Annotated in this window: 12 protein-coding genes; 5 read left to right on the forward strand and 7 right to left on the reverse strand. The window is 65.8% G+C overall.

What is annotated here, in order from left to right; all coding sequences use genetic code 11:
• Positions 1-88: 88 nt before the first annotated feature.
• From OGM61_00630 to OGM61_00650, 5 genes are all read right to left on the reverse strand, one after another.
• Positions 89-2,854, reverse strand: coding sequence for an S-layer homology domain-containing protein (locus OGM61_00630; protein ID UYI84606.1), 2,766 nt, complete (start codon positions 2,852-2,854; stop codon positions 89-91).
• Between the two features lie 292 nt (positions 2,855-3,146).
• A complete protein-coding gene (locus tag OGM61_00635) occupies positions 3,147-4,718 on the reverse strand; it encodes an S-layer homology domain-containing protein (GenBank protein ID UYI84607.1) in 1,572 nt (523 codons plus the stop codon).
• A gap of 173 nt (positions 4,719-4,891) precedes the next feature.
• Complete coding sequence (argH, locus tag OGM61_00640) at positions 4,892-6,268, reverse strand: argininosuccinate lyase (GenBank protein ID UYI84608.1); 1,377 nt, start codon at positions 6,266-6,268, stop codon at positions 4,892-4,894.
• Between the two features lie 142 nt (positions 6,269-6,410).
• Positions 6,411-7,631, reverse strand: a complete 1,221-nt coding sequence (locus OGM61_00645) for an argininosuccinate synthase (GenBank protein UYI84609.1) — start codon at positions 7,629-7,631, stop codon at positions 6,411-6,413.
• A gap of 219 nt (positions 7,632-7,850) precedes the next feature.
• A complete protein-coding gene (locus OGM61_00650; GenBank protein UYI84610.1) occupies positions 7,851-9,593 on the reverse strand; it encodes an NAD(+) synthase in 1,743 nt (580 codons plus the stop codon).
• A 159-nt stretch (positions 9,594-9,752) separates the two neighbouring features.
• Between OGM61_00650 and OGM61_00655 the strand changes: the two genes are divergently transcribed.
• The 4 genes from OGM61_00655 to OGM61_00670 all read left to right on the forward strand — a co-directional run bounded on the left by OGM61_00655 (position 9,753) and on the right by OGM61_00670 (position 14,450).
• Positions 9,753-10,388: a cyclodeaminase/cyclohydrolase family protein gene (locus tag OGM61_00655; protein ID UYI84611.1), complete on the forward strand. Its 636-nt coding sequence runs from the start codon at positions 9,753-9,755 to the stop codon at positions 10,386-10,388.
• A gap of 3 nt (positions 10,389-10,391) precedes the next feature.
• The gene (locus tag OGM61_00660) at positions 10,392-11,228 is read left to right on the forward strand and encodes a bifunctional 5,10-methylenetetrahydrofolate dehydrogenase/5,10-methenyltetrahydrofolate cyclohydrolase (GenBank protein UYI84612.1); all 837 of its coding nucleotides are present in this window, start codon (positions 10,392-10,394) and stop codon (positions 11,226-11,228) included.
• Between the two features lie 89 nt (positions 11,229-11,317).
• Entirely contained in the window at positions 11,318-13,765 is a 2,448-nt protein-coding gene (locus OGM61_00665; GenBank protein UYI84613.1) for an HAD-IC family P-type ATPase, read from the forward strand.
• A gap of 202 nt (positions 13,766-13,967) precedes the next feature.
• Positions 13,968-14,450: a hypothetical protein gene (locus tag OGM61_00670; protein UYI84614.1), complete on the forward strand. Its 483-nt coding sequence runs from the start codon at positions 13,968-13,970 to the stop codon at positions 14,448-14,450.
• Positions 14,451-14,888: 438 nt separating this feature from the next.
• Here OGM61_00670 and OGM61_00675 read toward each other — a convergent pair whose 3' ends face one another.
• Positions 14,889-15,779 (reverse strand): cation diffusion facilitator family transporter, encoded by an 891-nt coding sequence (locus OGM61_00675; protein UYI84615.1) that lies wholly within the window; start codon positions 15,777-15,779, stop codon positions 14,889-14,891.
• A gap of 167 nt (positions 15,780-15,946) precedes the next feature.
• Positions 15,947-16,573 carry a helix-turn-helix transcriptional regulator gene (locus tag OGM61_00680; protein UYI84616.1) on the reverse strand — a complete coding sequence of 209 codons (627 nt, stop codon included), beginning with the start codon at positions 16,571-16,573 and terminating at the stop codon, positions 15,947-15,949.
• Positions 16,574-16,793: 220 nt separating this feature from the next.
• Between OGM61_00680 and OGM61_00685 the strand changes: the two genes are divergently transcribed.
• Positions 16,794-19,487, forward strand: a complete 2,694-nt coding sequence (locus OGM61_00685) for a hypothetical protein (GenBank protein ID UYI84617.1) — start codon at positions 16,794-16,796, stop codon at positions 19,485-19,487.
• Positions 19,488-19,802: the final 315 nt, after the last annotated feature.

The raw sequence follows: 19,802 nt of genomic DNA on the forward strand, positions 1-19,802 counted from the left end.
GGATGTGCGGGCAGAAAACAAGCACTCGCGCCGAAACAAAAGAGCGGGCGTCCCCGGCGGGGACGCCCGTTAAAATGCTGTGCGCCGCTCAGCCGATGCCGAGCACTTTGGTGCACATGCGCTGCAGGAGCGCCGCGGTCTCGGCGCGCGTCGTGCCCGCGCCCGGCCGCAGCCACACCTGACCGCTGCTGTCCTGCGTGCCGCCGAACAGGCCGAGCGCCACCGCGTCGGCCATGCCGGCGCGCGCCCAGCCGGAGACGTTGCCGCCGTCGGCGAAGCCGGACAGGTCATCCGGCGTCCACGTGCGCTCCACGCCGCAGACTTTCGTCAGATAGCGCATGAGGATGACGGCAACCTGCTCGCGCGTCACGGTGTTATTCGGTGCGAAGGTCGTGGGCGACATGCCGTCCACAACGCCGGTCTTGTACGCCCAGGCGACCGCGTCCCGGTACCAGCCGGACGCGGCGTCCGTAAACGGCACGGCCACATCGCTCACGTCGGGCTTGCCCTCTAAATTATACAGCACCTGCACGAGCTGCGCGCGCGTCGTCACGGTGTTGGGCGAGAAGATCGTGTCGCTCATGCCGGACATGAGACCGTGCCGCACGCAGTATTCGATGCTGGGGTAGGCCCAGCCGTTGGGGTCGAGATCGGTGAAGCGATCCATCGGATCGGTCATATCGACGGTCGTGCGCCACAGCTGCGTGCCCATGAAGGGGTTGGCCGTGCCGATGACCATCCAGCCCTGCTCGTCGTTCACGGCGAAGGCGCGCAGGCCGTGGTTGAACGGATCGCCGAAGCCGTCGCGCGTGAGCGTGTCGAGCGTGAGCTTCCCGTTCTCGGACGTGATGGTGTACAGACCGAAGCCGCGCGTGGCGGTCGAGAGCTTGTTGAGGCAGATGACGAGATCCTTCATGTTCTCCAGCTCCGTGATGCGCACGAGCGCGTCATAGAGCTTCTTGAGCGCCTCGGGCAGCTTGTCGCTGATGCCGGAGTAGAGGTCGCAGGCCTGCTGATAGATGTCCACGAAGCCCGCGATGTCGTTCGTCTCCACGAGGTCGGTCAGCTTGGCGAGCAGGCTGTTGAGCCGGCGCAGGCTGCCGAGCGTGGACACGCTGTAGGCCGCGGCGTAAGCGCCGTCGTCGATGCCCTGGCGCAGCGTGTCATACTGCGCGTCCGTGAGCGAGAAGGTCTCGGGGCTGTCCGCCTCTTCGTTCACCGCGTCGACGGCGGCGTCGATGGCGGCGTCGGTGTCGGCGTCGGCGGCGAGCAGCGTGCCGTCGCCGGTGTTTTTATTCAGCAGCAGCTGCAGCAGCACCTTGAGGTAGCCGATCTGGCTGGCCCACTCGTCGCGCGACATGTGCAGCAGGTCGCCGTTGGTGAACTGGCCGAGCGGCTCGAGCAGGGAGCTGGTGTCGAACGTGCCGAGAAAGAGCTTGCCGTCAAACACCTTGGACTGCCAGAAGTACTGGTTTTCATAGTCGCCGAAGCCGGAGCGCTTGCACAGGATGCCGCCGGCCGGGAACATCTCCGTCGGCTCGCCGACGACGAGCTCCATCTGCTCGGTGCCGTCCGCGCCGATGGACATACGGTAGAGGTTCACCGACTGCTCAAGGTTGCGCGCAAGGAAGCCGAAGTCCTGGCTGAACATGAGCTCCTCGAGCGGGATCTCCTCGTCGTTGTATTCGCCGATGTAGAGGTAGCCGTCATAAATGCACATATTGCAGGCCGCGGCGCGGGTGCGCGCCGGGTCGATGCCGAAGGTATACTTCGCACCGTCGGCCTGGTCGCCGACGACCGGCGTCCACGTCCAGGCGTCGGGGTCATTCCAGTCGCCGGAGCAGGTGCCGCGCACGATGGCGAACGAGCGCATATTGTCGCCCACGCGCGTGGCGGGCGTGCCGGTGCACATGGCGACGTAGAGGCTGCCGTTGTACTCGACGATCTCCCAGATGCCGCCGCCGTAGACACTGTCTTTGTAGTGCACGGCGGGGTAGTTAAAGAGGTCGGACTGCGTAGCGATCTTCGTGAAGCCCTTCGACGGGTTGTCACTGATGAGCAGGTAGCCGCCGTCGACGCCGACGTTGCTGATGACGAGCTTGCCGTCGTAGACCGCCATGCCGCGGATGCCGGTGCAGACGCCGGCCTTATACGCCTGCGCGTATTCCTGCATGTTCGACAGGCCCTGATAGACGCACGTGATGCTGTCGTTGCTCGGGTCGACCTCATAGATGCTCGGCAGGCCGCCGCGGCCGTTGGCGTTGACACTGCCGCAGAAATAGAGCTTATCCTTGTAGCGGATAGCGTTGCGGAACAGCGGGGCGATACCGTTGAGCGACTTGGACATGAGCAGGGTCATCTCGCCGGTGTGTACGTTGACCTTCACGAGCACGCCGCCGGAGTTGCCGCCGTCCTCCTGCCCATAGAAGAACGTGCCGTTGAAGATGGCGTTGAGCTCGGCGCGCATGGTCTCCTCGTCGAACTTGTGGCCCATGACGGTGTCCATCGCCGTGAGCGTCTGGCCCATGGCGGCGTAGCACGTGCCGACATAGACATAGTCGCCGTAGGCCATGGCGGCCCAGGCGTAGCTCTGGCCGCGGTCGCCCTGACCGTCGGCGCCGTCGGCCGTGCCGGTCACGGCCACCGTGCCGTTGCCGGTGTAGTCGACCAGGCCGTCCGGCTGGCCGGGCGCGCTGTTCGGGTGCGAGATCTTGCCGAAGGTGTAGTCTCCGGCGTCGTAAGTGTAGGGGGTCTCGGACTGCGCGGTGTCCGCCGCCAGTGCCGGGACCATCAGGCTCATGACCATGGCTGCGATCAGCAGCAGGGTCAGGAGCTTGCGTGTTCTCTGCTTCATCGTTACGCTCCTTTCCAGATGTTACAAGATGCTTGAAATTTCCAAAGTATTCTGTGACAATATTGTAACATTTTCGTGGGGAATGTCAATGCAATTTTTCCGTTTTTTTGTGTCAAATGTGCGTATCCGTGCAAGCGCACTCCTTTTTTCTTCCATTAGCAGCCTTTTATTTCCTTCTTTGTTGCAAAACTATGAAGCGCACACGCAAGCAATAACAAAACCGGCGTCCAAAAAACAGGACGCCGGTTCGGTATCAGGCAGCAATGCACGCACGCGCGCTCCAGCCGTTTGCTCAAAGCTCCGGCATGGGCTCGTTCCAGACATTCAGTCTGCGGCAGAACCGTGCGATCATGACCGCCATCTGCTCGCGCGTGGCGCTGCTCTGCGGCTCAAGGCGCAGGCCGCCCGGGCCCGGAATGCCTTTGATCAGCCCCAGATCGCACGCCCAGTTCATGGCCGTGCGCGCATAGTAGGAGATTTGCTCACGATCCTGAAACGGGAAGAGCGCATCCCACATATAGGGGGTGTATCTGTCGAGCACCCGATCCGCAAACCTGGCCAGGAACACCGCGACCTGCTCGCGCGTGACGGGCGTGTCCGGTGCGAAGGTCGTCTCGCTCACGCCGGACGTCACGCCGGTCTGGTACGCCCAGAGCACCGCGGTCTTGTACCAGTCGGCCGTGAGATCGGTAAACGGCGTCTCGCCGCTGACCTCCGGCGCGCCCGCAAGCCGATAGAGGATCTGCACGAGCTGTGCGCGCGTGGTCAGCGTCTTCGGTTCAAACCGGCCGCCGCCGACACCGGCCATGAGCTCATAGTCGACGCAGTACTGGATGTCCTCATACGCCCAGCTGTTGGGGGCAACGTCGTCAAAGCGCTCGCTCACGGGCACCCGCGGGGCAAGCTTGGGGATCTCCTCGGTGCGCGTGGCATTGCAGCTGTAGGTCCTGCAGGTATAGGTGCGCACGCCGGTCGTGGTCTCCGTCGGCAGCGTCGTCACACGGCCGATGCCCCAGTAGTGGCCGCGGGCGGGGAGTGTCATTTCCTCCGTGTGACCGCAGCCGTCGTCGGTGCAGGTGCGGGTGCGCTTGCCCTCGGTCGTGCAGTTCGGGTCCGTGCCCGTCCAGGAACCGTAGTGGTGGATGGGCGCGTTGAAGTTCACGGTCACGCCCTCCGGCAGCGCGTTCTCGCCCTTGGTCAGCTGGGCCCACTCGGCCTCGGTTCCGCTGTAGTCGATGGCCGTGAGCGCGGTGCAGCCGGTGAAGGCGCCCGCGCCGATGCTCGTGACGCTCTTCGGGATGAGCACGCTCGTCAGCGCGGCGCAGCCGGCGAAAGCAAAGTCGCCGATCGTCTTCAGGCCGTCCGGCAGCTGAACGTCCGTCAGGCTCAGGCAGCTGGTGAAGGCCTGCGCCTCAATGGTGGTGAGGCTCGCCGGGAACGTGACCGCCGTCAGCCCCTGACAGTAACGGAACGCGCCCGTCTTGACGGTCTGCACCAAGTCGAGGATCTCATAAGCCGTGCACCTGTTCGGCGCGGCCAGCATCTGCCTGCCGTCTATGGAGATGAGGCCGCCGTTGTAGGTCCGGAGATACCGGCTGCCGATGGCCTCAAAGGAGACGAGGTTGACGCAGCGGGCCAGCACATTCTCGGCGACGCCGCGGATCTCATACCCGAGGTCAACGTGCGTGACGGCGGTCCAGTCGCCGTTCCAGCAGTCGGCCGTGGCAACGCCGCTGCCGTAGAAGGCGAGCGTTGTGCCGTCGCTTTCCAGCTCGGTTCTCACAGCGTCTGCCGCGAAGGCCGCCGGCACGAGCGCGAGCATCAGGCTCAGCACAAGCAGGATGCTCAGAAGTTTCTTTCTCATACCATTTCTCCTTTTTTCAACAAAGTGGGTATAAAAAAGAATACCATCCCCACCCCGGAAATGGCAAGCCTTTTTGCACAACTTTTTGCTTATTGTACAGGATTTTTTTGTGCAATGCAAGACCGGCGCTCCCAAATGGGAGCGCCGGTCTTGTAAAAAATATGCGTATGTGCTTATGCCTCGAGCTGCTGCGCGACCCAGGCGATCTGCGCCTCGACACTCGGCACGGACGTGCCGCCGTAGGACACGCGCCGCGTGACGCAGTTGGTGAGGTCGATGGCATCGTACACGCCGTCGTCAAAGAGGTCGCTGAAGGTGCGGAAGGTCTCGAGCGGCAGCTTTTCGAGCACGGTATTGTGCGCGATGCAGTAGGCCACGAGCTGGCCGGAGACCTTGTACGCGCTGCGGAACGGCAGGCCCTTCGTGACGAGATAGTCCGCGAGGTCGGTCGCATTCAGGAAGCCCGTCTGCGCCGCGTGGAGCATCTTGTCGGCGCGCACGGTCATGGTCGCGAGCATCGGCGCCATGACGCGCAGGCACATCTTCACGGTGTCCACCGCGTCGAACACGGCCTCCTTGTCCTCCTGCATGTCCTTATTATACGCCAGCGGCAGGCCCTTGAGCGCCGTGAGCATGGCGATGAGGTCGCCGTAGACGCGGCCGGTCTTGCCGCGCACGAGCTCGGCCATGTCGGGGTTTTTCTTCTGCGGCATGATCGACGAGCCGGTCGTGTAGCTGTCCGAGAGCTGCACGAACTGAAACTCCCAGCTCGACCACAGCACCAGCTCCTCGCTCAGGCGCGAGAGGTGCATCATCTCGATGGCGTAGGCATCGAGCAGCTCGACGCAGAAGTCCCGGTCGGACACGCCGTCGAGACTGTTGCGCGCCACGTCGTCAAAGCCGAGCTGCTTGGCCTCAAAAAACCGGTCGGTGTCATACGTCGTGCCGGCGAGCGCGCAGCAGCCGATGGGCGAGACGTTCATGCGCCTGACGGCATCCTGCATGCGGTCGATATCGCGCAGGAGCATCATGGCATAGGCCATCAGGTGGTGGCCGAAGGTGATGGGCTGCGCGCGCTGCAGGTGCGTGTAGCCGGGCAGAATGTCGCCCTTGTGCGCCCCGGCCTGCTCGACGAGCGCCGCGAGCACGTCCTTTGTGAGCGCAATGATCTCGCTCGTTTCGTTGCGCAGGTACATGCGCAGGTCGAGCGCGACCTGATCGTTGCGCGAGCGGGCGGTGTGCAGCTTCTTGCCGAGGTCGCCGATGCGCGCGGTGAGCACCTGCTCGACGAACATGTGGATGTCCTCGCACGCGGGGTCGAACGCGAGCGCGCCGCTGTCGAGATCGTCGAGGATGCCCTGCAGCGCGTCGATGATGGCATCGGCGTCCGCCTGCGGGAGGATGTGCTGCGCGCCGAGCATCGCCGCGTGCGCCATGCTGCCCGTGATGTCCTCGCGGTACATCCGGCTGTCGAAGCGGATGGAGGAGTTGAAATCGTCCGCGACCGGATCGGTCACGCCGGCCGTGCGGCCCGCCCACATTTTTGCCATGGTGATGGTCTCCCTTCGTGCGTTGTCTCCACAGAGAACCGCTTCGCTGGGTTCTCGTTTGAAAAAGCTTTTTTGACAGGCTGCCCCGCGCCGGGAGGCCCGGCGCGGGGAGAAAATCATTTCTATATATTTATTGTACCGCTTACATGCTCTTGCCGTCAACCTTTGCCTGCACGGCGATCGGCAGACCGTAGAGCTGGATGAACCCGGCGGCGTCCGCCTGGTTGTAGTCGCTCTCGCCGAAGGTGGCGATCTCCTCGGAGTACAGGGAGTACGGGCTCCAGACGCCGGCGTTGATCATGTTGCCCTTGTAGAGCTTGAGCCGCACCGTGCCGGTGACGTGCTCCTGCGTCTTGGTCACGAACGCGCTGAGCGCCTCGCGCAGCGGCGTGAACCACTGGCCGTTATACACCAGTTCGCCGAAGGTCACGGCGAGCTTCTGCTTCTCGTGCATGGTCATCTTGTCGAGGCAGAGCGTCTCGAGCACGCTGTGCGCCTTGTAGAGGATCGTGCCGCCCGGCGTCTCGTACACGCCGCGGCACTTCATGCCGACGAGCCGGTTCTCCACGATGTCCAGAATGCCGATGCCGTTGGCGCCGCCGATGGCGTTGAGCTTGAGGATGATGTCCTTGGCGCTCATCTTCTCGCCGTCGAGCGCGACGGGCTTGCCCTGCTCAAAGTCGAGCGTGACGTAGGTCGGGGCGTCCGGCGCGTCGATGGGGCTGACGCCCATCTCGAGGAAGCCCGGCTTCTCGTACTGCGGCTCGTTGCCCGGATCCTCGAGGTCGAGACCCTCGTGGCTCAGGTGCCAGAGGTTCTTGTCCTTGGAGTAGTTCGTCTCGCGGTTGATCTTCAGGGGCACGTTGTGCGCCTCGGCGTAGGCGATCTCTTCCTCACGCGACTTGATGTCCCACTCCCGCCACGGGGCGATGATGGGCATATCGGGCGCGAAGTGCTTGATGGCCAGCTCGAACCGGACCTGATCGTTGCCCTTGCCGGTGCAGCCGTGGGCGATGGCGTCGGCGCCCTCTTTCTGGGCGATCTCGACGAGGCCCTTGGCGATGCACGGCCGCGCGTGGCTCGTGCCGAGCAGGTACTCCTCGTACGCGGCGCCTGCCTGCATGGTCGGGATGATGTAATCGTCAACGTACTCGTCCGTCAGGTCGAGCACGTAGAGCTTCGACGCGCCGGTCTTGATGGCCTTCTCTTCGAGGCCGTCGAGCTCGCCGGCCTGGCCGACGTTGCCGGACACGGCGATGACTTCGCAGTTATTGTAGTTTTCCTTCAGCCAGGGGATGATGATGGACGTATCCAGACCGCCGGAGTAAGCAAGGACGACTTTTTTGATATCTTCTTTTTTCATAATGGTTGCCTCCATTGATTATTCATTCATAAGATGTGCATATTATTCACCTTTTTCGCGCAAATGTCAACCCTCTTTTTTGAATAAAATTCACGCGAGAAACGCTTTTCTTTCGGTGATATGCACAAAAGCGCGAAAGATATGCGAAAAACGCCGCCGCTCCGGCATTCAGAGCGGCGGCAGAATATGCAGTCATGCACGCATTTTTGAATATTGATCTCAGGAAAGCTCCCGGCGCAGCGCGTCGATCTCCTCGCTCCAGAGCGACCCCGCCGCGTCCGGCGGCCAGTGCAGCGCCTGCGCGCTGCTGCCGAGCGCGACGTGGTCGGGTAAGGCGGCCGGCCGCCGGAACAGGCAGCGCGTGAGCGCCGCCATGGCGCGCAGGATGTCGGCATCTGCGGCCGCGTCGCCGAAGGCGGCGCGGGCCAGGCGCAGGATGCGCCGCGGGTGCGCGCCGCAGCGCACGAGGTGGTAAAAGCAGAAGTCCGTCAGCGCGCACGAGACGCCCGCGCAGTCGGCGTCGGGCGCGGAGAGCGCGGCGCGCAGCTCCGCGCGCAGGGGCTCGGCCGCGCGCTCGGCCTCTGCCGCGATGAGCCAGCGCACGAGCGTGCGCGGCACGGCGGCGTTGACGCCGTAGGCCTCCGGCGCGCACACGGCCTCGCCCAGCAGCAGCGCCGTGAAGTCGGGCGCGGCGAGCGGGAGCGCCGCGTGCGTGCGCGCGAGCCCCGCGCGGTCGGCGTTCGGCCGCACGGACACGCCCAGCGCCTTGCACAGACGCAGCACGCGCGCCCGGTCGCCCCCCGGCTGCGTGACGGCGAGGACATCGTGCCGCGCGCGGCCGAGCAGATCCATCGTGCGCGCGCACACGAGCAGGGCGAGCACGCTGTCGAGATCGTCCGTCACGGGCAGCATGGCCGCCCGGCTGCCGGTGTGCAGCAGGCGCTTGCGCAGCCCGTGCGCCTGGATGGAAAGCAGGAGCTCGGCGCGCTTGCGGCGCAGGGCTGCATCGTCCGGCACGAACGGATGCGGCGACACCGCGCGGCTGAGCGCCGTCGGGCGCAGCGGCATGGAAAACGGCACGGCGCGCGCCCCCGCCCCCTCGGGCACAAAGGTCGTGTTGCGCCGGCGCTCGGCCGAGAGCGTCAGCAGGTCGAGCTCCGTCACGAGCAGGCCGGGCTCGGGCGCGAACGGCGCGTGCTCGGCGAGGATGTCCCCGTTTTCCGCGATGAGGTGGTGCGCGGAAAAGACGGCGCGCGCGCTCGACTCGTCCGGCCCGGCGTTGGCGTAAACATAGCCGCAGATGCCGCGCGCGCTGGCCGCGCGCAGCAGCGTGCGGCGGCGGGCGGGCTTGCCGGCCGCCTCGGGCGAGGCCGAGCAGTTGGCGATCACGGTCGCCCCGGCGAGGCACAGCCGCACCGACGGCGGTATCGGTGCCCACACGTCCTCGCACAGCTCCACGCCGAGGCGAAACGCCGGCATCTGCGCGCAGGCGAACACCAGCCCCGTGCCGAACGGCACGTCCGCCCCGCCGACGGGCACGCTGCCCGGCCCATGGTACGCCGCCGCGGAGGCAAAGCAGCGCTTTTCCGCGAACACGTCGTAGTTCGGCAGCCACGTCTTCGGCACGACGCCGAGGATGCGCCCGCGGTGCAGCACGGCCGCGCAGTTGTAGAGCTTGCCCCCGGCGCGCAGCGGCACGCCGAGCACGACGACGGGGTCGCAGTTTTGCGTGTGCGCGCAGATGTTCAGCAGTGCTTCTTCGGCCGCATCGAGCAGCAGCGCGGACAAAAACAGGTCGCCGCACGTGTAGCCGGTCACGCACAGCTCCGGCAGCACGAGCAGCGCGGCACGCGCCCGGTGCGCCTGGTCGATGCGCGCGCAGACCGCCGCCGCATTGCGCCGGGGGTCGGCCACGGCCACGGGGATGGACGCCGCCGCCGCGCGCAGGAAACCGTCTTGCATGGTCATTCCTCCCTTTTGGGTCAGTATGCCCAAAAAGCGCGCAAAAAGCCCCGCGCCCACTTTTCAACCGCCCCGCCGCGCGGTATAATACAATATAATATGTGTGCCGGTGACGGACACGACACCACACGATCATCATCCCGCAAGGAGGTTTTCCATATGACCGACCAGACGCTTACGACCGGGCGCTCCCTGTCCGAATTCACCGCGCAGCTCGCCTCCGCGCAGCCCGCACCGGGCGGCGGGGGCGCGGCCGCGCTCGCCGGGGCGCTGGCGGCGAGCCTGGCCGCGATGGCCGCGAACGTGACGGCAACCAACCCCCGCTACGCCGACCGGCACGACGCGCTCGCCACGCTGGCCGCCAGCTGCGACGCGCAGCGCACGACGCTGCTCGCGCTCATCGACGCGGACGCGGCGGGCTTTCTGCCGCTGCAGCGGGCCTACGCCATCCCGAAAGACGACCCCACGCGCGCCGCCCGGCTCGCGGACGCGGCGCACACGGCGTGCCTTGCCCCGCTGGCCATGCTGGAGCACTGCGAGCAGGTGGCGCTGCTGCTGCCCGCCGCGCTGAGCACGGCCAGCCCCCTCCTGCGCTCGGACGTCGGGTGCGCGGCGGCGCTGTGCAGCGCGGCGGCGGAGGCGGCGGAACTGAACGTGCTGGTCAACACCGGCCTGCTCGCGCCGGACGACCGCGCCGCGACCGAGGCGCGCGCCGCGCGCCTGCGCGCGACCGTGGTGCAGTGCTGCGCGCAGACTGCGGACGCGGTGCGCGCCGCGCTGCGCGGGGAGGGCTGAACCATGCCGAACACCCTGACCGGAACGGAGGCCGCCGCGGCGATCTATGCGCAGGTGCGAGCGCGCGCGGCGCGGCTCACAGAGCCACCCTGCCTCGCGGCCGTGTCCGTCGGCGCGCAGCCGGACGACCTGGCCTATCTGCGCAGCATCGCACTCTCGGCGGTCGGCTGCGGCGTCACCGTGCGCCCCGTGCCCCTGCCGGCGGACTGCGCGCCCGAAACACTGACGGACACCCTGCGCGCCCTGAGCGCGGACGACGGCGTGCACGGCGTGCTGCTGCTGCGGCCGCTGCCGGCGGCGCTGCGCGCGCAGGAAATCCTCGACGCGCTCGACGCGCGCAAGGACGTGGACGGCATGACGACATGGTCGCTCGGCGCGCTCGTGACCGGGGCGGCGGGCTTCGCCCCCTGCACGGCCGAGGCGTGCATGACTCTTCTGCGCGCGCACGGCATCGACCCCGCGGGCAAGCGCGTGACCGTCGTGGGCCGGAGTCTCGTGATCGGCCGGCCGGCCGCGCTGCTGCTCACGCGCGCGGACGCGACCGTGACGCTCTGCCACCGGAAAACGCCCGACCTCGCCGCCCGCTGCCGGGCCGCCGACATTCTGCTGGCCGCGGCGGGCGCGCCGGGGCTCATCACGCCGGAGTGCGTGCGCCCGGGGCAGATCGTGCTCGACGCGGGCGCGACCGCGCTGCCGGACGGCACGCTGCGCGGCGACGTGACGCCCGCGGCCGCCGCCATCGCCGCCTGCACGCCCGTGCCCGGCGGCATCGGCAGCGTGACGACCGCGCTGCTGCTGCGGCACACTGTGCAGGCTGCCGAAAAATCCCACCATTTTTAAGCAAATATTCACAAACTGTTGTTCCATTCCACCGCGCGAGACGCTATAATATTCGGTATATTTGGTGTTATCACATTGGAGGCAGACCTTTGGCCAATCTGATCGAAAAAATCAAAGACCGGCGCGCGCCCGCGCCCGAGACGCCGGAGCGGCGGGACGTGCCCGTCGCGCACCCCGACCCGCAGCAGGGCCTGACGAGCGCGCAGGTGCGCGAGCGCGCGGACGCCGGCTGGACGAACGCGCCCGTCGACCCGCCGGGCAAGACCGTCAAGCAGATCGTCCTGAGCAATATCTTTACCTATTTTAATATGCTGTTTTTCCTGCTGGCGCTGTGCGTGATCGCGGTGCAGCAGTGGCTGAACCTGACGTTCATGGGCGTCATCATCGTCAACACCGCCATCGGCATCATTCAGGAGATCCGCTCGAAGAAAACGCTCGACAAGCTGAGCATCCTCGCCTCGCCCAAGGCCGTCGCCGTGCGCGACGGCAGGCGCGTGACCGTGGACACCGCGCAGCTCGTGCGCGACGACATCGTCGTCTTCGCCGCCGGCAACCAGATCTATGCCGACGCCGTCGTCGCGCAAGATAGCTGCTACGTCAACGAGGCGCTCATCACGGGCGAGTCGGACGAAATTAAGAAAAACCCCGGCGACAAGCTCCTGTCGGGCAGCTTCGTCGTCAGCGGCATGTGCCGCGCGCAGCTGACGGACGTCGGCGCGGACTCCTATGTCTCGCGCCTGACGCAGGAAGCCAAGCGCGCCAAGAAGCCGCAGCAGTCGGAGATGATGCGCTCGCTGCAAAACCTCGTCAAGTGGATCGGCATCCTCGTCATCCCGCTCGGCGTGGTGATGTTCGTCAAGGAATACGTGTGGCTCGGCCGCGCCGTGCCCATCGCCGTGACGAGCACGGTCGGCTCGATCATCGGCATGATCCCCGAGGGGCTGTATCTGCTCACCAGCCTCGCGCTCGTGGCCGGCGTCGTGCGTCTGGCCCAGCGCAAGACCCTCGTGCACGAGCTCGGCTGCATCGAGACGCTCGCGCGCGTGGACACGCTGTGCGTGGACAAGACCGGCACGGTGACGGAAAACAAGATGATTGTCGAGGACGTCTGCCCCCTGTGCGACGACCGCTTCACGCTCGAGGACATCCGCATGATCATGGCCGACTACGTCTACGCCATGCAGGCCGACAACGACACGATGGCCGCGCTGCGGCGCTACTTCACGGGCGAAAAGACGCAGGACGCGACGGCGACGCTGCCGTTCTCGTCGGCGAAGAAATACGGCGGCGTGTCGTTCCACACTGAGGAGACGTACCTGCTCGGCGCGCCGGACGTGCTGCTCGCCGGGCGCGAGAACCCGTATCAGGAGCAGATCGAGGGCTACTCCGCCAAGGGCTGCCGCGTGCTGCTGCTGGGCATGTATGACGGCGCGCTCACGGACGAGACGCTCAGCGCCGGCTTTCTGCCCATCGCGCTGATCCTGCTCTCGAACAAGATCCGCGCCGAAGCGCCGGAGACGTTCGGCTACTTTGCCAGCCAGGGCGTGGCCGTGAAGGTCATCTCCGGCGACAATGCGCGCACGGTGTCCGAGGTGGCCAAGCGCGCCGGCATCGAAAACGCCGACCGCTTCGTCGACGCGCGCACGCTCACGACCGAGGAAGCCATCCGCGACGCGGCGGGCAAGTACACGGTCTTCGGCCGCGTGACCCCCGCGCAGAAGCGCAGCCTCGTGCAGGCGCTCAAGGCCGACGGCCACACCGTGGCCATGACGGGCGACGGCGTCAACGACGTGCTCGCGCTCAAGGAGGCCGACTGCTCCATCGCCATGGCCTCGGGCAGCGACGTGGCGTGTCAGGTGTCGCACATCGTGCTGCTCGACTCGAACTTTGCCTCCATGCCGTCGGTCGTGGCGGAGGGCCGCCGCGTCATCAACAACATCGAGCGCAGCGCCTCGCTGTATCTGGTCAAGAACATTTTCTCGTTCTGCCTCGCGTTTTTCACGCTCTTTGCCACGCTGCCGTACCCGTTCAGCCCCGCGCAGCTCACGCTCGTGAGCGCCGTGACCATCGGCATCCCGTCGTTCATCCTCGCCATGGAGCCGAACGAGAGCCTCGTCAAGGGAAAATTCCTGCGCAATGTGCTCTTCCGCGCGCTGCCGGCCGCGATGACGGATCTGGCGATGGTCGTGGGCATTCTGCTGTTTTATATCGCCTTCCAGCTCGACGACACGGCCATGATCACGATCTGCACCGGCGTCATGGGCATTGTCGGCCTCATGATGGTGCACCGCACGTGCCAGCCGTACAACACCATCCGCAAGGTGATGATCGTCGTGCTCGGCGTGCTGTTCGTGATCGCGTATTTCGGCTTCCCGACGCTCTTCAACCTGCAGAAGCTCGATCTGCAGAGCGCGCTCATCCTCATCGTGTTCGGCCTGCTGTCGTGGCCGGTGATGAAGGCGTTCTGCCGCCTGAACGACCATATGCGCACCCGGTTCGAGGCGTGGCGCGCGGGCAAGACCGCGAAGGCCGCGTGAGAAAGGCTGCACGGTGGCCGCAGGCACACATAGGAACGGCTGCGGAAAGGCCGCCGCACAGGATAGCCAGCAGAAAGGCAGCCGCGCCTGCGCGGCTGCTGTCACAAAACTCCGCCCAGCATCGGTTCGATGCGGGGCGGAGTTTTTCGTCTCCGTTTTGCGGAGGGCAGCGCCGGAAAGGCGCGCGTCGAACGCGCAGCGCATGACCGAAGTCGCCGCGACGGATGAGGTGGACGTGGGATATACGCTGCATGACCGGCGGTGCGGGCGATGCCGAAGTCCGTTTCCGGCCGCCGCCTACGTGATCCCCTGTTTCCAGTTTAGTATGCTTTTGCATAACTTGTCAAGCATTTTTTCTCTCGGAAAGAAAGCCAGCCAGCGCGCCCTGCGCTGCACCCGCGTCCCGCACCGCACGGCCGCCACAACGCGCCAGCCAAAAGCGTCCACCACACCCGCACCGGCCGAAAGCGCGCGCCGGACTGTGCCCGACCAAAAGCTCCTGCCGCACCCGCACATCCCCCCTGTCGGCACGCCCCCATGCTCCGCCGCGCCCGCGCCCGCCCGCAGCGGCCTGAGCGCCTTGAAACAAGTTCTCCACACGCTTTCCACAGAGTTTTCCACATTTTCGCCGGTTTCCCACAGCGGCTTTCTTTCCCCCTGGCTTTCTTTGAGAGAGACAGGGTAAGATATGCTTTGCCGTATGTTCCTGCTGTAAGGTAAGACACAGTATGGTACGGTACTGTACGGTACGGTTGGGTACGGTGCCGCGAGACGTCCGCGTGACGACACCCGCGACAGCGCCGCCCCGCCGCCCGCCATGCGCACCCCCGCGCACCCTCTGCCGTCGTGCGCGCAAGCCCTTGCGGCCGCAGGCTTTTTCGTTCGCACATCAGGTGTTATGTAAACTGCTCATCGCCGCCCGTGTCGAATCCGCGCGGATGCACGATTTCATGTCGACAAAAGGGCCTCAAAATATTTCTTAGCGGTTTCTTAGCGCGCTCTTGGCACGTTCTTAGCGCGCTTTCCGCGCGAAGAAAACGACATTCTGTCGTCTGCCGCGCGCGCAAAAAGGGCCGCCCTTTCGGGCGGCCCTTCGCACGTTTTTTCCCTTTTCCCGCCCGCGTCACGCCGGGTTGACGTGCACGGTGCAGTGCTTGACGTCCGGGTAGTCGCGCTCCAGCTCGTGGTGCACGGCCTCGGCGATGACGTGCGCGTCCCGCAGCGGCAGCGCGCCGTCGACCGCGATCTCGGCGTCGACATACGTCCGGCTGCCGAACAGCCGCGTCTTGATATCGTCCACGCGCACGACGCCGGGGGTGCGCTGCATCGTCTCGCGCATGGCGGCGACGGTGTCCGGGTCGCACGCCCGGTCGACGAGCCGGTCGATGCTCTCGTGGAAGATGCCGTAGGCCACCTTGAAGATGAACAGGCAGATGACGATCGACGCGATGGGGTCGAGGATGGGCACGCCGAGCCGCGCGCCGAGCACGCCCGCAAAGCTGCCGATGGACGACAGCGCGTCGGACCGGTGGTGCCACGCCTCGGCCTTGAGCGACACGGAGCGGATGCGTTTTGCCGCCGCGATCGTGTACCAGTACAGCCCCTCTTTCACGCCGATGGACACGACCGCCGCGATGAGCGCGAGCACGCCGGGGGCAGCCAGCGTCTCGCCGCGGACGATCTTCATCACGCCCGCGTAGCCGATGGCTGCGCCGACGAGCACGAGGATGTTGCCCAGCAGGATGGACGCGATGCACTCGAGCTTTTCGTGCCCGTAGGGGTGGCTGGCGTCGGCCGCCTTGTGGGAAAAGACCGCGCCGATCATCACGATCAGCGAACCGAGAATGTCGGACGCCGAGTGCACGGCATCGGCCACTATGGCCGACGAGTGCGCCACGATGCCGGCGACGAGTTTGAACACCGTCAGGGCCGCGTTGCACACGATGCCGACGGTGGACACCTGCATGGTCACGCGCTTGGCGTCATCGGGCGCGGTGGAAGTGCGTGTACGCATAAAAAGACTCCTTTCGCACAAAAAAAGCGCCTGTGGGGCATATGAGTCCCACAGACGCGGTGATATCCTGTCTGCTGCGGCGCGGACGCCGCCCGGCCTTTCGGCCTGCCATTAGGAGGGAGTATAGCACGTGCGCGGCCGGCCGTCAAGCGGTATTTTCGGTTTTTTCACCGGCGCAGCCAGTGCACGCCGGCGCGGTGGAGCTTCGTGCCGAGGATGAGCGCGATCTGCACCGGGACGCCGACAAAGAACACGGCCCAGATGTTATACTGCAGGTACTGAAAATAAAACGCCGTGATCGTGCTCCACACGAACAGGGACGAAAACACGCACTGCAGCGTCGTCTCCCCCTCCCAGTGGCGGGAGAAGAGGAACGCCACGGCGAACGACACCGGCACCGCCCACACGAACGCCATCCAGTACATCTTGCCGATGCTGAACTGCGAATACAAAAACACGACGACCGCGACGACCCACACCATCGTCACCCACATGGCGGCGATGAGCACCTTCGACATGAGGTAGGCGTCGTGCTGCTTTTCGCCGCCGGACTCCGTCGCTGCGGCGTATGCGGCCGCCACGCCGCCGTCCGTCAGCAGATCGTCCACGCGCAGACCGTAAAGGTCGGCGATGGTCTTGAGCATCACGACGTCGGGCAGGGAATCGCCCCGCTCCCACTTGGACACGGCCTTGTCGGAGTAATTGAACTGCGCGGCAAACTCGGCCTGGGTCAGGTTTTCTTCTTTTCTCAGCTCGGCAAGGTTGGCGGCGAGCGCGCCTCTCACATCATCCATGCTATGAGTATACCACGCCGGGCGTTCGGCCGCAAGAGCCACGTTCCACCTAAATCCTGTCATTCTCCCGCTGGTAGAATCGCCTTCTCCCAACGTTTCTACCGCTCGCGCGCGCGGAGGATGCATTTGAAAAGTCCCTGCCGTATAATGAAGTCATGAAGAAATGTGATTTTCCTGACGATATGCACGTCAGGCATCACCTGCAAGGGAGACGGATATCATGAGCAAACAGACTTTCCATCTGCCGACCTGGCGGCGCAAGCCGACGGCGGACGAGGCCGCGCCGGACATTGCCGACAGCGAGCTGGTGCCCTCGGAGAGCGCCGCGCGCCCGACACGCCGCAAGCACGGCAAGCGCACCTATGTCATCGGCGGCGCGTTGCTGGCGCTGGCGATCGCGGCGGCGATCATCATTCCCGGCGCGGCCGGCGTCGGCGACGATGACGGCGCCGGCGGCGCGAGCACAACGCTTACCCGCCCGGACGGCGACCCCTCCGGCCAGACCGCGGAGGACAATATCTACATTACGACCGGCGTCATGGATCAGGAGACCTACCGCTCCGAGACGACCGGCCAGACGAAGGCAAAGGTCGGCTTCATCGACTACAACCAGGCCGTGCACAACGTGCGCGTCGTCACGAGCGACAGCGTCTTTACCGAGGCCATCAGCACGAGCATGTTCGTCAAGCTCGGCGAGCAGAAGTACTTCAAGGACGGGGCGATCCTCGTGCGCAAGGCCGATTCCATCAGCGGCGACACCGCCACCTGGAGCGACCAGATCGTGGCCATCTCGCAGCAGGACTATGAGGACGCCTACGGGCAGGACCCGCGCAACCTCAGCAACTACGTCATCAGCCGCGACACGGTGCTCAACCCCACCATGACCGCCAACGACGACGGCACCTACACCCTCACCTTCGACCTCGAGCCGGCCGGCGCGAGCGCGTATTACCGCCACCAGGTGCGCACGTACAGCGGCGCGTCGAAAAGCCCCGAATTCACGGCCGTACACATGGTCTGGACCATTGATGCCAACTGGGACCTCCTGCAGATGGACACCGTGGAGAGCTACGCCGTGTCCATGTCCGGCCTCGGCAGCCTCAACTGCACGAGCACGCTCACCGAGGTGTTCTCGGACTTCGGCGCCGTGACCGACGACCAGACCGAGTTCCAGCACTACCTCGAGACCGAATACGACCCCAACAACCTCGGCAAGCTCTCCGACGGCGGACAGGACACGCAGGCCATCGTGCGCGACTTCTTCCGCCGCACGCCGAACTACAGCCTCACCGTCACGGCCAACGGCCAGTCCTACGGCCTGACGGCCCACGTGGACATTGACCAAACCACCTTCCAGGTGCGCGGCAACGTCGCGGGCGTCGACCTCTTCGCCGCCTACAGCAACGAGCGCGTGTACGTCGCCTTCGGCAGCCAGAAGATCGTCCTGCGCGCGTCCGACACGATCGACGCGGCGCGCACGGTCGCGGGCTACCTCGGCGTACAGATCCCGAACATCTCGCTCGACGCGGCCGGCATGACCGCGCTGACGAAAAACGTCGCCATGCAGCAGACCGACACCGGCATGACCATCCGGCTCAACGACCCGATGATCTCCGGCACCGTTCTGCTCACCAACCCGGACGCCCTGCGCCTGACGCGCGCGGACGTGGCGCTCAACTTCGGCGGCGCGCGCATGCACGTCACCGCCACGCCGTACTACGGCGGCTTCCAGGTGCAGTCGCTCAGCGGCTACACCGATCTGACCGGCGCGCTGAGCCTCGTGAGCCCCCTCATGGACGCGGCGACCGCCAAAACCGCGACCTTCAACGTCGCGCTCAGCGGCCCGCTGAGCCTCTCGGGCACGGCCACCGTGACCCGCACCTCCGGCGGCTATGACGCCGCGCTCACCACCACGATCGACGGCGTGACCGTCACGGCCGAATACATCGGCAGCACGGTGTACGTCTCGGCGGGGAACATCCACGTCAGCGGCACGGGCAGCGAGATCAAAGACCTCGTCGCCTGGGCGGGAAAGCTCGCCGGCGCGGGCGACGCCGCTGCCGCCGGCAATGCCTACGCGCAGTTTTTCCGCGAGCTCACGCCGCAGTCCGCCGTGAACAGCATCCAGGACCTCGCGTGGTCGAATAACGCGCTGCACGCGCAGCTCAACATCGCGGGCAACGCCGTCTCCGCCGCGCTCTCGGCCAACAGCGTGACCGTCACGGCCTCGGGCTGGACGGTGCGCGTGACGATCACCGGCACGTCCGGCTCCGCCACCACGCTGCATCCCACGAACGGCAATTATGTCACCCTCTCGCAGCTGCAGCCCTTCGCCCCCGTGCTCGAGCGCTATGTCGGCGCGCAGGCCATGGGCATGGACGCGACCGTGTCCGTCAACGGCTACAGCCTCGATACCGACGTCGTGCTCTCGCTCGGCAAGCCCGTCGCAGCGCGCGCCGTGTCGCAGATCCTCGGCCGCGACCTGACCGTCACGTTCTGGAACGACCGCGTCTATATCGACTACGGCTGGCACCACGTCGAGGCGTCCATGAACTCGCTCGAGCGGGCGCTCTACGCCGTGCTCACCATCACGCCGGGCGTCGACCGCCAGACCGTGCAGAATGCCATCGAGGCCTATACCTACTTCTTCGAGCACCTGTCGTTTGCGAATGTCGTCGGTGCGATCTCCGCGTTCGGCTATGCCGACGGGGCGCTGAACATCACGGCGAACATCGCGGCGTCGCCGCTGTACATCTCGCTCACGCCGAGCCAGATCACGCTGCGCACGCAGGTCGATTCGGCCACCCTCGCCGTCACGGCCACGCCGGGCAGCGCCTACGCCTCCGCGCCGGATCTGACGCCGCAGGGCGGCAGCTACCGCAATCTCGATGATTTCCTCGCCCTGTTCGGCTGAGCAGGCGCAGCGCATAAAGCTTTACTCCCGCAAGTCTCCCCCGCAAAGTTTTCCCCCAATCGCACAGCAAGCCCCCGGACATTTCGTCCGGGGGCTTTGCTGTAGTCGGGCGGCACAGCCCGCCGCCGAAGCCGCAGGGGCAAGGCCCGCCTCGAATGAGATCCATACAGAAAGCCCTCGGACAACCGTCCGGGGGCTTCCCATGCGCTTCATCCAAAACCCGCCGCGCAGCAGGTCACACACAGCCGCAGGGGAGCTCGAGGGGGCAAGGCCCGCCTCGAATGAGATCCATACAGAAAGCCCTTGGACATTTCG

Source organism: Clostridiales bacterium (assembly GCA_025757645.1).
Classification (GTDB): domain Bacteria; phylum Bacillota; class Clostridia; order Oscillospirales; family Oscillospiraceae; genus CAG-103.